Raw genomic sequence first — 12,000 nt, forward strand, 5'->3', positions numbered from 1 at the left:
AATCCTTTGAAAGGTTAGCACGCCAGTCTAGCGGCACTTATTTCAAATAGCAGGCACTGATCCAGTCTGCCGGGTGAGCCGCCAACTGCTTGGCCACTGGCAGGTAACGCGCGTCCAATTGCGCCGCCAGCCAAAACAGCGTGGCGCTGCTTTTGGGTTGCCAGGTGCCGCTGTACCCGGCTTCGCCCACACCGGCGCGGTCTTTGTCGAACTGCACATGGGTGTGCACGAACTCCTGATGGCTGCGCTGCCCAGTCGCGTAGGGCACCAGCCAGTCGAGTGCGGCGCGCAGCGAGGCGCCGTTGGCGGTGAGGTTCAGCCAGTCGCCGCCGTAGGGCTTGGCCGCCAGCGCCGCCTGCACCAGCGGCTCCAAGTCGTAAACCACGTAATGCAAGGCATCGCGGTCTTGAAAGTCGGTCACCGAGCCATCGGGCAGCACGTTGTCGGCGATCTGCTGTTTGAACAGTTGATGGGCCTGCTCAAGCATCGCCCGGTCACCGAGTGCCGCCGCCGCGACGGTCACCAGCTTGACGCGATGGCTCTGCCAGTTATTGGTTTGCGTGCCTTTTTTCTGCCCGTTGAATTGCTGGATATGGGCGATATAGCCATTGCCCAATGTACGGATCAAACGACGGCTCGCGTCCCGGGTTTCCAGGCGCAGGTGATCGGCGGTGAGCGCATACGCATTGATCAACATATCCAGGTTGGTTTCATCAATCGGGTTGAAGTCCGGCTGATACACATCCGCCCACGCGGCCAGGTAAGTGTCGACTTGCTTGAGATAGCGCGGGTCACCGCTCAACCGCCACGCCAGCGCCGCCTGACGCATCACCGGCCAGTCTTTTTCGGCGGCGATGCTCTGCTCGCGGATGCCGTGGTTCGGCAACGTGCCCTCCGTGTGCAGATGCGCCAACGGCTGGGGCGGGTCGCCCAAGTGGCGTTGGGCGGCGGCGAGCAGGGCTGTGCTGGACGGGTTTGACGCGACCGGCTGGCACACGTCGGCCGCCAGCGCTGCGTGGGAAAACGCCGCGAACACGGCGGACAATACAAAGGTGGCTGTTTTCATGGGCGACTCGGGTGAACAGGATCGCGCCACGCTAGCACGCAGCCGAAACCGTCTGGATGAAACTGCCGTATGCTCAAGCGTCTATTCAGTTTCGACAACAGGAGTGTCCATGACCTTGCCGTTCGTGAAGATGCACGCCCATGGCGACGATTTCATCATCATCGACCGCCGTGGCCAGAGCGACCCGATCACCCGCCAAATCGCCCGCCAACTCGGCGACCGCCACACCGGCATCGGCTTCAACCAACTGGCGGTGATACTCGACTGCGAAGACGCCGCCGCCCGCATCAAATTCTGGAACCCCAACGGCACGCCTCTGCACGCCTGCGGCAGCGCCACCCGAGGCGTCGCCGACCGGTTGATGTTCGAGACTGGCAGCGACGCCATCGTGCTGCGCACCGACCGCGGCCTGCTGACCTGCACGCGCGAATCCGGGCGGCGGGTGTCGGTGGATATGGGCGCGCCGTTGCTGGGCTGGGCGGCCGTACCCCTGGCGCAGGCGATGGACACCTGCTCATTGCCCATCGACGGCAACCCGGCGGCGTGCAGCATGGGCAACCCGCACCTCACGTTTTTTGTGGACGACGTAGACGCCATCGACGTGGCGGCGGCAGGTCCAGCACTGGAAACTCACCCGCTGTTCCCGGCCCAGACCAATGTGCATTTCGTGCAGGTACTCGACCGAGGCCACATTCGCCTGCGCATCTGGGAACGCGGCGGGGGAGTGCCGCTGGGGTCCGGTTCGTGCTGCTGCGGCGCGGTGGTCAACGGGATTCGGCGCGGTTTGCTCGATGATACCGTTGAGGTGCACTGCGACGGCGGCACGCTGACGGTGAAGTGGGACGGCAGCGGCGGGGTGGTGCTGACTGGCAGCGTGGAGCCGGTGATGCAGGGCACGGCGTATTTGAACTAAGGCTTTTTGATACCCGCTCGTCAAGGGCGAACACTGTAGCTTTGGCTGTAGTTGTCACTGTGGCGAGCGGGCTTGCCCCGCGTTGGGGTGCGAAGCAGCCCCCAAAAGGTTGAATGCGGTGAGTCAGGCACTCTTCGGTCGCTGGTTTTAGGGCTGCTTCGCAACCCAACGCGGGGCAAGCCCGCTCGCCACAGAGTGTGCAAAAACATTGAAAGTAAACTAGAACGTCACGGTGAACGTTGTGCCCTTTGCTGTGCAGGAACTCACCGCCACATCGCCGCCGTGTACTTTGGCCAGTTCGCACACGATGTACAGGCCAAGGCCCACGCTGCGCACTTCGCTGCCATGGTCGGTGCCACGGGTCATCGGCTCGAACAATACCGCCATCAGCGGCTCGGGAATCGCCGCGCCGTAGTTGTGCACCGAGACTTCGCAGCCATTGTCGTCAATGCGCGAGGTGATGGTGATCGGCTGTTGCAGGTCGCCATACGCGACGCTGTTGGCCACCAGGTTGCCGATGATCTGCTGCACACGGTCGGCATCCAGGCACGCCACGCCACGCCCTTCGGCGATGTGCTCCAGCGTGGCTTTGGGGAACGCTACGCGCAGTTCATCCACGGCGCGGTGGATCACGTCGTGCAAGTCCAACGGTGCGGTCTTGATGGTGATGCCCTGGCCGACCCGGGCCTGGGTGAAGTCCAGCAAGTCGTCGATCATGCGCTGCGCGCGCTCAGACGACTGGCCGATATGCCCCAGCAGCTGGCGCTCCTTGGCCGTGCGCTCGCCACGGCCGAGAAAATCCGACGCCATGCGAATGGCGGTCAGCGGGTTCTTCAAATCATGGCTGACAATCGCCACCATCTGCTCGGCAAACAGTGCGCGGCGCTGGGCGATGGCATAGGCCTCGCTCAACTCGGCCTGGGCTTGCTGCAGCGCCCGTTCAGTTGCGGTTTTTTCCTGCAACAAGGCTTCGGCCAGTTTGCGTGCGTTGAGCAGCTCGCGCTCGTACTTGTCGCGGTCGGTGGTGCCGAACAGCGCCAGGTCATACACCACGGCGTCGGCGGTCACGCGCTTGATGCCGTTGAGCAGCACGGTCACCTTGTGCCCGTCGCGGTGCAGCATGTCGAGCTTCACTTCGGTGACGCTGCCGCGCATGCGCAACATCGGCGCCAGGTGCGTCTGGTGGAAAATCCGCCCGCCCATGGTCAACAAGTCCTGAAAGCGCAGGCTGCACAGCTCCGCGCTGCAGAACCCCAGCCAGTCGCTGAAGCGTGTATTGACTTGCAGGATCGTGCCGTCTTCGGCCGTGACGGCCAGAGCGCAGGCGGCGCTCTCGAACAGGTCAGCCGACATGGGCCACCGCCCACGGAGCCAAAAAGACTTCCATGGCCTCGGCGCAGGCTTGCGGCGCACTCATGTGCGGGCAATGGCCGACGTTGTCCACCAGGCAATAGGTGCTGTTGGGCAACACGCTGTGCAGGTATTCGCCCACGACCACCGGGGCGATCAGGTCGTCGCTCGATTGCAGGATCAGCACCGGCGTGGTCAGGCCGATCACGTCCTGGCGGTTGTCCGACATAAAGGTGACGTGGGCAAACTGCTTGGCGATGTCCGGTTCGGTGCGGCAAAAGCTCTCGGTGAGTTCTTCGCTCAACGCCGGTTGCCCCGGCGCGCCCATGATGGCCGGGGCCATGGCGCTGGACCAGCCGAGGTAATTGCTGTCGAGGGTGTCGAGCAAATCGTCGATGTCGCTGCGCTTGAAGCCGCCCACATAGCCTGCGTCATCGATATAGCGCGGTGACGGGCCGATCATCACATGAGCCGCAATGCGCCCGGGGGCCAGACGGTCGGCGAGGGTGGCGATCATTGAGCTGACCGAGTGGCTCACCAGAATCACCGGGCCAATAGCAAATTCATCGATCAGCTCGTTCAAATCACAAGCGTAGCCTTCCAGGCTGTCGTATTTGGCCTTGTCGAACGCACTGAGGTCCGACAGCCCGGCGCCCACCAGGTCATACATGACCACGCGAAAGCGGTCGACAAACTGCGGCGCCAGGTAATTCCACATGGCCTGGCTGCAGCCGAAACCGTGGGAAAACACCAGGGTCGAGGTGCCGTTGCCCAGTATGCTGACATTGTTGCGGTGTTTCAGGCTCATGGACTTCTCGGTTATGGCGCTTTGCTATGTGTGCGGCAGTTTAGATAGTCAGCGCCGTGGGGTCACGTGTTATACGTCCATAAGGTAAAGTCGGCGCCTTCAGGAAGAAACTTCAGGTAGCAAAGCATGATGGCGATTTTGCGGCAATCCGTCTTGAGTCTGGTGGCGCTGGTGGTAATCAGCCTGTTGGGCACAGCCCAGGCGGACCCTTCGCCCATCGGCGTCGCCCTCGACCAGCGGGTCATCGACCTCACCAACACCCTCGACGCCGCCATCACCACTCGTCTTAAAAGCCAACTCGCCGCGCTGGAACAGCGCAAAGGCGCGCAAGTCGCCGTGTTGCTGGTGCCCACCACCGGCGGCGCGAGCATCGAGGACTATGCCAACACCGTGTTCCGCGCCTGGAAACTGGGGCGCAAAGACGTCGACGACGGCATCCTGCTGGTGGTGGTCAAAGAAGACCGCAAGGTGCGCATCGAAGTGGGTTATGGCCTGGAAGGCACCGTCACCGACCTGTTGGCCCATCGCATCATTGAAGAACACATCACCCCGGCGTTTCGCCAGGGCGACTACGCAGGTGGCGTGCAACACGCCGTCGACGACCTGACCGTGCTGGTAGACGGCGGCGACCTGCCACCGCGAGCCGCGCCGCAGGTTAACCCGCAGATTATCGCGGTAGTGCTCGCGTTAATCGCAGGCGCCATCGGCGGTGTGCTCATCGCCGCCGGCAAACTGCAGTGGCGCCGGGCGCTGCTTGCCGTAGCGGCGGTCACCGTGCTGCTGGCGATTTTTGGCGGCGGTGCTGACTGGTTGCTGTTTTTGCTGGTGATGCCGCTGACGATACTGGTCGGCGGCGCCACCTTTGGTGCACTGTGGCTGGCGCCCGCGGTGTTTTACAGTGTGGTGGCGATGCTGGCGTACCTCGTCGCCGTGCTGGTGGCGAGCCATTTTGTCGAGGTCAACCTCGTCCGTTGGCTGGCATGGCCGTTTGGCTGCGCCTTGGTGCTGGCGTTGTACGTGGGGTTATTCTTGGTTATCCGCCAGTCCTGGAAGAAAAAACCGCGCTTCTTCATCCTGCGCGTGCTGGTGGTGGCGGCGGTGTATACGGGCGTGGGCATGCTGCTGGGGCACGGTTACCAGGGCTGGGTCATCGCGATACCGGCGGCCTCAATCGTGGCGTTCATTGTGTTTGTCATGAGCATTTCCGATGCAAGCTCAGGTTCGGGCGGCGGGTCGAGTTCCAGTAGTTCCAGCTCAAGCTCCAGCGGCAGCTCGTCCGGGGGCGGCGGCTCCAGCGGTGGTGGCGGGGCTTCGGGGAGTTGGTGAGGAGTCTTCAGGGTTATTGTGCCCGCCGTTGCTGCCGGGGGCTTGTTGTGGCGAGCGGGCTTGCCCCGCGTTGGGCTGCGCAGCGGCCCTAACCCAGACGCCGCGTTTCTTCAGACGGAATGTGTGCTTAGGATTTGGGGCGGCTTCGCCACCCAACGCGGGGCAAGCCCGCTCGCCACAACAAGCCCGCTCGGCATAACAAAACCGCTCGCCACAAAAAATCTGAGCAGGCCTGAACACCACACCAACCCCACCCCATTCGTGCTAAAACATCGTGCTTCACCCCCCTTGAGTACGGAGGCTCAATGTCTGCAATCCTCATCCGTCCCGCCACCGCCGAGGACGCCCTGTGCATCGGCGTGCTGGGCATGCAAGTGTTCCTCGACACCTACGCCACCCAAGGCATTCGCACCTCCATTGCCACCGAAGCACTGCAAGCCTTCGCCCCAAACACCATCGCCCACTTGCTCGCCCAGCCGAACGTCTCGCTGACAGTGGCCGAGTCGAATGGCCACCTCATCGGCTTCGCCCAGATCAAACTCAACGCGCCTCACCCAATGATCGAAACCCCCAACGCTGCCGAGCTGCAACGCCTGTACATCCAGGAACGCTTCACCGGCCAAGGCGTTGGCTACCAACTGCTGCAAGCGGCGGAACAGCGCGCGGCGTTGGGCGGTGCCTCGCTGTTATGGGCGACCGTGTGGGTAGGCAATGACCGCGCGCTGGGGTTTTACCCTCGGCGTGGGTACGAAGTGTTGGGTGAGCCAACCTACACCTTCCAGGGCGAAACCCATGCAAACCGATTGTTCGGCAAAGCCCTCAACCTCACAACCGCTTAGACAGAAACACCCGGCTGCTGCCCTCGGGTTCGCACGGCACCTCGCCAAACCGCACCCAACCGTGCTTCTCGTAAAACCCCGGCGCCTGAAAACTCAGGGTATACAGCACCGCATTCGCGCAACCCCGACGCCGGGCCTCGTCTTCAAAAGCGTGCAGCAACTGGCTGCCAAGCCCCGAACCACGCAGGGCCTCGGGCAAGTGAAACAGGTCAAGAAACGCCATGCCCAGCGTGGTTTTGCCGGTAATGCCACCGAGGATTTCCTGAGTAACAGGATCCCGGATCAACACCGTCAACAGGCGCCGGTCGTTGTAACCCGTAACAGCCTCATTAAACGCCGCCAGCCCGTCGCCAAGAATACGCTCGGCCTCCGCGTTGGGTTGGTCGCTGACCTCAACAAGCGGCGCCGCCATCAGAGCACCATCACCATTTCATGCCACGCCATCCCGCCATGATCCGACGGCGACGGCTTCACATACGCATAGCCCATGCGCGCATACAACTCCACATGCTGTTCCTTGCACATCAAATGAATCGTGTGCTTGCCCAAATCGCACATACGCTGCACAAACTCAGTCATCAGTGCCCTGGCGTACCCCTTGCCCTGATGCGCCGGGTCAACCACCACCGACATAATCACCACATTCGGCGCCTCGGGCGAATGCCCCACCAACTCCTTGAACGCCTCGTCCGACATCACCACGTCATAGGCGCAACCACAATTGATAAACCCCACCACCGCGCCATCTGCCTCCAGAATCAGAAACCCCTCCGGATACAGCGCAATGCGCGTGGCAATCTTCTCCAGCGTCGCCGCTTCGTCGCCTTCGTAGGCGGTGGTTTCAATCTCAAAACAACGCGCAGCGTCAGCGGGGAGGGCGTTGCGAAAGGTGAGGGCGGGCATGGGTATTTCCTGAGGCGTTGAGCGAAAGCCACATGATAGGCACCCGTCGAGAACACCGCCACAGCGCTTACGGCGATCACCCCCTTTCAACGGTGAGCAAAAATCAAAATGTGGGAGCTCTCGAGCCTTGGCGAGGCAGCGATGACGGCAGCCCAGGCACCCCAAACCTTCGCTCACCCCCCAATTCCCAGCCAACCAAAAACCAGAAAACCCGCCGAAGCGGGTTTTCTCACAGCTCACATCACATCAAGCCACAGCAGGCGAATCAAACCCCCGCCGCTCAACCACCGTAAAGATATCCGCCACATCCTGGACCATGATCCGAGCGGTATTGGCGACGGTATTGATGTCGTGCTCGGCATAGTCGGAGACGTTGGAACAGGCCATCAGGTTCAAGTAGGCCAGGGCGGCATTAAGGCGCTCGCCGGCGCAAGCGTGGAGTTCGCTGAGCGGGGCGTCGGCGTCGATGAGCAGGACGGGGTAGTCGGTTGCGGATTGGGACATGGGGGTGAAGCGGCGGGGCGGGTGATCGGTAGTCATGGTGTAAATCCTCAAGAAAAAGATTTACCACCGGCTCTGCTGCGAAACAGATTGGGTGGCAGCTGTGCGCGGGTTCGCAGACCGGACGATTTACACCAAAACCCGGCAGACCCGAAGGTCTCCCACGCACAACCGCCATAAAACATTCGGCAACCGGGAGCCGGCTGGGGCATGTCTGACGGTGTTGGTGTGAATCGTTTTAGGGCTGCGAAACCCTGTCGTTGGCCGAGGCTAGCGACGGGCCGAACTATAAGGGGTGGTTAGCTGGGGTGCAACCGAGAGGATGTATCAAACCCAACTGGCAAATTTTCTATCCCCCTTTCAGGCGATTTTGGCTGGATTCACAAAGCTGGCTCATCAATTTGTGTTCGACTCGGTCGGTTGTGCGAATAGCGTTTATCAGCAGGGTTGTGGGCCATGATTGGAATTAAAGCGGTCGCTCTTTGCTAGCAACGAGGCGTAGATAGCTGAGAGCAGTCGAGCGTGAACGGCAGCAAACGGCCCAGAGTGTGTAAAAACGCATTTGTACACTGTCGGCTCGAAACGCCGAAGGCTGTTAGCTGAGTAATTGCTCACAACAAGTCCTGCGGATCATCACTTGGGCCTGGGAGCCCCCTGCGTCGCTTCTACCTTGCTGGGTGGTCAAAATAAAGACCTCTTCAGGCCGACAGTGCCTTCATTAAACTGCTGATACCGAGAATTTTCATGACCCGCTTCAAGTTGTAGGCGAGCACATTCAAGCTCATCTCCGCGCTCACCAAGGCCAGCTTTCGGGTCAGGAAGTGCGTCGCACCCATCCATTGCTTGAGCGTCCCGAAGGGATGCTCAACCGTTCGTTTTCGGACTCGCATCATCTCTGGTGCTTTGCTCAGCCGAAGCTGCATCTCCTCCAATACGGCTTCGTGCTCCCAGCGTCGAACTCGTCGTTCCGTGCTCGGTGTGCACTGCAATTTCAACGCGCAGCCCTGGCATTTCGAACTCCAGTAACGATGCAACTTCAGGCCTTTTTCAACGTAGGAGTAGTGCAAGATCAGCGCCTCCCCAGCCGGGCAAATGTATTCGTTTTTTGCCGTGTCATAGACGAAGGCATCGTTATTGAAACGCCCGTCAGCCTTGGCTCCAGAGGTCATCGGTTTGGGCACATAGGCTGTGATGCCGGCATCGTGACAAGCCAGGATTTGTTCGCTTTTGAAATAACCTCGGTCCGCCACCACCGACAACGTTTCTGAGGCTATCGCCTCGCGGGCCTGTTTGGCCATCAAGCTGAGTTGATCGCGGTCGGAACCGACGTTGGTCACCTTATGTGCAACGATCAAATGGTGCTGAGTATCGACCGCTGTCTGCACGTTGTAGCCGACGATTCCTGTGCCGCGCGTCATCATGGAACGGGCGTCTGGATCGGTCAGTGAGACCTGTTTATCCGGCGATTCATTGAGCTGGATTTCGATCGCTTGAAGCTCCTTCATTTGAGTTTTGAGCTTGGCGATTTCTCTTCCAGCCGCACGGCACTGGGCTCGGAAGCTGTGGGTTCTTGCCGATCGGCAGCATCGAGTGCCACCAGGTAACGGTTGATACTCGATTCAATTTCTTCCATGCGCCGCTTCAGTTTGGCGCTGGTGAAATTGCGGTCGCGGTTGTTGACTGCTTTGAAGTTACTGCCATCAATGGCGACCAGGTGTTCTCCAAACAGTCCCAACTGCAGACACAGCATAACGAACTGGCGACAGACGCTTCGGATGGACTTGCTGTTGTCTTTTCGGAAGTTGGCGAAGGTCTTGAAATCCGGCATCAAACGCCCGGTCAACCACATCAGCTCGACGTTGCGTTGAGCTTCTCGTTCCAGCCGCCGGTTCGACTGAATGCGGTTGAGATAGCCGTAGATGTAGATCTTTAGCAGGATCATGGGGTGGTAAGCCGGCCGTCCAGTATCGGCTGGAATGGCACGTTCAAAACCTAGATTGACCAAGTTGAGTTCGTCGACGAAGACGTCAACTACGCGTACCGGATTGGTATCGCTGACGTAGTCGTCGAGGCTTTCGGGAAGTAAGGTGCCTTGGCATCGGTGTTCACCTTGGATAAAGCGCTTCATAGGCAATCCCCCGCGATAAAATCCTCAGCAATCACAGCAAGGGATCACGGAGTCGTTTCTACATACGCCGGGGTAATCGCAGACACCAATGGATGCCTATATATAGATGGTCTGAGGGCAGCGACTCTGATTGCTCAGCCCCAGGCTCCGAGATACCCTTTCTCCTCCTGACAGATAGGCGCGGCCAACAAATCATGTCTACTTGCTATTCCATTCAAATCACGCCAGAAAGACCATTGCCGGCCTTCTATTGCATTGCTGAACATCTATGGGGAACCGGATGTGATGTTGACTCTGACGGTGACTGCGCAGGTTCAGATGATCGCCAATGGACGGAACTGACATTGTCGCTTCGCGGCACATCAGGAGAACGTATCGACATTGACCCGCTCTCGCTCATGCCTCTTACCCTCGTAATCCGTTCATCGCACGCCACCCTTTGCCAACGAGCGGCCGAATACATCGTATCTGTTTCCGGAGGCACTATCGGCGCAGCTGTTAACGTCAATACGGTATGAGTGCGGGGACACGAGGCTTATAGATTTCCGGCAGGTGAAGAACCTAAAAGTGAACCCCTTGCTGTTTTTACACACTCTGGGCCAAAAACTGCCAGTCACAAAAGGCTTCTTTCGAAGAAAAGCTACCACTCAGTGATGGAGTCCAAGCAATGCTTAACGAGCTTTCACAGCGGCATGACACTTCGTTGAATTGGGATTACCCACCTGATCGCGGCCCTTGGAATGCAGACGATTACGCAAGGTTTGACGAGGCAGCGGAAAAATTACTGAAATCCATCCAGCAGGAATTGGGTGAAGAATTCGAGGTGGTATACGAAGAGCTTTAGCTTGTCGGTGTGAGTCTTCGATGTGATTTTGACAATTGAAGGATGCAGCTAAGGATTGGCGGGAGATAGGGGTAAACGTGCGGCGGCGATCATGAGTTTGATCCAGTCGGCGCGGCTCAACGGTCATGATCCGTATGCGTACTTGAAGGATGTTCTTACACGCCTGCCGACGCAGCGGGCGAGCGAGATTACTGAGTTGCTGCCACACAGGTGGGCGCCCGTTTAATCGCGGAAGGTGTGTTGGGTTAGACTGTACTCACTTCATACAATTACGCGAATCTTATGCATCAACTGCCTGAACTCGACGAGGTTACAAAAGCGAAAATTCGCAGGCTGCTGACTGCGGGAATGATTTTTCCCGTCATGAACTACACCAAATGGGCTGAGCTGATCAAAGCAATGATTAACGCCCCGCAAATGAAGCCAGAGTTCAGATTGCACAGTGTCTTAGCTCCAAGCGATTACTGCACAGATTGGGATCGAGAATGGCATTACCACATCCATCCGGTAGCAGAAATCGAGTGGATCGAACTCAGAGCGGTTTTACTCGATTGGCTACTTTCCACGCTAAGAAAGCACAACCTTCCCTTCTCTTTAGAGGATGGGGTGCCACGCGTTTGGGGCTATACCAGACCTAGCATGCAGCATCTTTGGGACTGAGTTCCTGAGATTTCGCCTAGCAGGCAAACTTATGCTAGATGATTTTGCCGGACGCATTCAGAATTCTGATAGGTGAGCGATGTTCAAAGAATATGAGTTGTTTCTGCATTCATGCGACTCTGAAGACTACTGGTCGGATGAAGGCATTGATGTTGCCGGCGCTCAGGCCTCTGAATTCAACGCTTCTGACTGGCGCGAACTTGAATCCGCCATTGGCGTGAAGCCTGATGTGTGGCTGGGCCGATGTGCCGAATCGCTCACTGATTGCAATGATGTACGCGCGTTGCAGATACTGTTAAGGCTGCTTGAAGCGAAAGAGGAATCGGTGGTCATTCATGCGCTTGAGTCAATCGATGTGCTCTTTTTAGCCGGTTACATACGAAACGTGAGCCCTGTCATCACAGCCTTGAACGAAAGAGTTGATGCTTCCACTCGGACCCTGGAATTGATGGTGGCTACCTTGATCAGGAAGCTCAAATAACCAACGACGGATGTATTGCCCGGACGGTTACCCAGCACCACCATGCTGTCGACGAAGTGGCCGATGAAGCCTTAGGAGGCGAACGCAGTTGCAAACGTGCGGCGGCGATCATTAATTTATACAGGCTGCGAGGTAGAACGGTCATGATCGTATGCTTACCTGAAGGGCGTTCAGGTGCCCA

The 12,000-nt window shown here is 58.8% G+C and carries 12 protein-coding genes and 2 pseudogenes; 7 read left to right on the top strand and 7 right to left on the bottom strand.

Annotation, left to right across the window (positions count from 1 at the left end; all coding sequences use genetic code 11):
• Positions 1–37: 37 nt before the first annotated feature.
• Positions 38–1,066: an alginate lyase family protein gene (locus Q7C20_RS17445; RefSeq protein ID WP_375069035.1), complete on the bottom strand. Its 1,029-nt coding sequence runs from the start codon at positions 1,064–1,066 to the stop codon at positions 38–40.
• A gap of 109 nt (positions 1,067–1,175) precedes the next feature.
• On the opposite strand from Q7C20_RS17445, the gene dapF reads away from it, so the two are divergent.
• Entirely contained in the window at positions 1,176–1,979 is an 804-nt protein-coding gene (gene dapF / locus Q7C20_RS17450; protein WP_375069037.1) for a diaminopimelate epimerase, read from the top strand.
• 219 nt (positions 1,980–2,198) lie between these two features.
• Here dapF and Q7C20_RS17455 read toward each other — a convergent pair whose 3' ends face one another.
• Together Q7C20_RS17455 and Q7C20_RS17460 are read right to left on the bottom strand one after the other, a co-directional pair.
• Entirely contained in the window at positions 2,199–3,332 is a 1,134-nt protein-coding gene (locus Q7C20_RS17455) for a PAS domain-containing sensor histidine kinase (protein ID WP_348060949.1), read from the bottom strand.
• Positions 3,322–4,137, bottom strand: coding sequence for an alpha/beta fold hydrolase (locus Q7C20_RS17460; protein ID WP_375069038.1), 816 nt, complete (start codon positions 4,135–4,137; stop codon positions 3,322–3,324). The genes Q7C20_RS17455 and Q7C20_RS17460 overlap by 11 nt, the downstream gene beginning before the upstream one ends.
• 126 nt (positions 4,138–4,263) lie before the next feature.
• Here Q7C20_RS17460 and Q7C20_RS17465 point away from each other — a divergent pair, with 126 nt between their 5' ends.
• Entirely contained in the window at positions 4,264–5,463 is a 1,200-nt protein-coding gene (locus Q7C20_RS17465) for a TPM domain-containing protein (RefSeq protein WP_375069039.1), read from the top strand.
• Between the two features lie 305 nt (positions 5,464–5,768).
• Positions 5,769–6,302, top strand: a complete 534-nt coding sequence (locus Q7C20_RS17470) for a GNAT family N-acetyltransferase (RefSeq protein ID WP_375069040.1) — start codon at positions 5,769–5,771, stop codon at positions 6,300–6,302.
• Here Q7C20_RS17470 and Q7C20_RS17475 read toward each other — a convergent pair.
• From Q7C20_RS17475 to Q7C20_RS17490, 4 genes and pseudogenes are all read right to left on the bottom strand, one after another.
• Positions 6,289–6,714 carry a GNAT family N-acetyltransferase gene (locus Q7C20_RS17475; RefSeq protein ID WP_375069041.1) on the bottom strand — a complete coding sequence of 142 codons (426 nt, stop codon included), beginning with the start codon at positions 6,712–6,714 and terminating at the stop codon, positions 6,289–6,291. The genes Q7C20_RS17470 and Q7C20_RS17475 overlap by 14 nt on opposite strands.
• On the bottom strand, positions 6,714–7,205 hold the full coding sequence (locus Q7C20_RS17480; protein ID WP_375069042.1) for a GNAT family N-acetyltransferase: 492 nt from the start codon (positions 7,203–7,205) through the stop codon (positions 6,714–6,716). Before Q7C20_RS17480 ends, Q7C20_RS17475 begins: the two co-directional genes overlap by 1 nt.
• A gap of 246 nt (positions 7,206–7,451) precedes the next feature.
• The gene (locus Q7C20_RS17485; protein WP_375069043.1) at positions 7,452–7,745 is read right to left on the bottom strand and encodes a fructose-bisphosphate aldolase; all 294 of its coding nucleotides are present in this window, start codon (positions 7,743–7,745) and stop codon (positions 7,452–7,454) included.
• Positions 7,746–8,404: 659 nt separating this feature from the next.
• Positions 8,405–9,834 (bottom strand): annotated as a pseudogene (locus Q7C20_RS17490) (IS1182 family transposase).
• 667 nt (positions 9,835–10,501) lie between these two features.
• Here Q7C20_RS17490 and Q7C20_RS17495 point away from each other — a divergent pair.
• The 4 genes and pseudogenes from Q7C20_RS17495 to Q7C20_RS17510 all read left to right on the top strand — a co-directional run bounded on the left by Q7C20_RS17495 (position 10,502) and on the right by Q7C20_RS17510 (position 11,819).
• On the top strand, positions 10,502–10,678 hold the full coding sequence (locus Q7C20_RS17495; RefSeq protein WP_375069044.1) for a hypothetical protein: 177 nt from the start codon (positions 10,502–10,504) through the stop codon (positions 10,676–10,678).
• A gap of 70 nt (positions 10,679–10,748) precedes the next feature.
• A pseudogene (locus Q7C20_RS17500) lies at positions 10,749–10,904 on the top strand (transposase domain-containing protein); the annotation flags it as partial.
• A gap of 56 nt (positions 10,905–10,960) precedes the next feature.
• The gene (locus Q7C20_RS17505) at positions 10,961–11,338 is read left to right on the top strand and encodes a DUF6678 family protein (protein ID WP_375069045.1); all 378 of its coding nucleotides are present in this window, start codon (positions 10,961–10,963) and stop codon (positions 11,336–11,338) included.
• 79 nt (positions 11,339–11,417) lie between these two features.
• Positions 11,418–11,819 (top strand): HEAT repeat domain-containing protein, encoded by a 402-nt coding sequence (locus Q7C20_RS17510; protein ID WP_375069047.1) that lies wholly within the window; start codon positions 11,418–11,420, stop codon positions 11,817–11,819.
• The last annotated feature ends 181 nt before the right edge of the window (positions 11,820–12,000 follow it).

The sequence above is a fragment of the Pseudomonas sp. AMR01 genome (genome assembly GCF_041946035.1).
Classification (GTDB): domain Bacteria; phylum Pseudomonadota; class Gammaproteobacteria; order Pseudomonadales; family Pseudomonadaceae; genus Aquipseudomonas; species Aquipseudomonas antarctica_B.

Excerpts from the sequence above, each read along its gene's own strand:
- Q7C20_RS17445 (WP_375069035.1), bottom strand. The coding sequence starts at position 1,066 with ATGAAAACAGCCACCTTTGTATTGTCCGCCGTGTTCGCGGCGTTTTCC.
- dapF (WP_375069037.1), top strand. The coding sequence starts at position 1,176 with ATGACCTTGCCGTTCGTGAAGATGCACGCCCATGGCGACGATTTCATC.
- Q7C20_RS17455 (WP_348060949.1), bottom strand. The coding sequence starts at position 3,332 with ATGTCGGCTGACCTGTTCGAGAGCGCCGCCTGCGCTCTGGCCGTCACG.
- Q7C20_RS17460 (WP_375069038.1), bottom strand. The coding sequence starts at position 4,137 with ATGAGCCTGAAACACCGCAACAATGTCAGCATACTGGGCAACGGCACC.
- Q7C20_RS17465 (WP_375069039.1), top strand. The coding sequence starts at position 4,264 with ATGATGGCGATTTTGCGGCAATCCGTCTTGAGTCTGGTGGCGCTGGTG.
- Q7C20_RS17470 (WP_375069040.1), top strand. The coding sequence starts at position 5,769 with ATGTCTGCAATCCTCATCCGTCCCGCCACCGCCGAGGACGCCCTGTGC.
- Q7C20_RS17475 (WP_375069041.1), bottom strand. The coding sequence starts at position 6,714 with ATGGCGGCGCCGCTTGTTGAGGTCAGCGACCAACCCAACGCGGAGGCC.
- Q7C20_RS17480 (WP_375069042.1), bottom strand. The coding sequence starts at position 7,205 with ATGCCCGCCCTCACCTTTCGCAACGCCCTCCCCGCTGACGCTGCGCGT.
- Q7C20_RS17485 (WP_375069043.1), bottom strand. The coding sequence starts at position 7,745 with ATGACTACCGATCACCCGCCCCGCCGCTTCACCCCCATGTCCCAATCC.
- Q7C20_RS17495 (WP_375069044.1), top strand. The coding sequence starts at position 10,502 with ATGCTTAACGAGCTTTCACAGCGGCATGACACTTCGTTGAATTGGGAT.
- Q7C20_RS17505 (WP_375069045.1), top strand. The coding sequence starts at position 10,961 with ATGCATCAACTGCCTGAACTCGACGAGGTTACAAAAGCGAAAATTCGC.
- Q7C20_RS17510 (WP_375069047.1), top strand. The coding sequence starts at position 11,418 with ATGTTCAAAGAATATGAGTTGTTTCTGCATTCATGCGACTCTGAAGAC.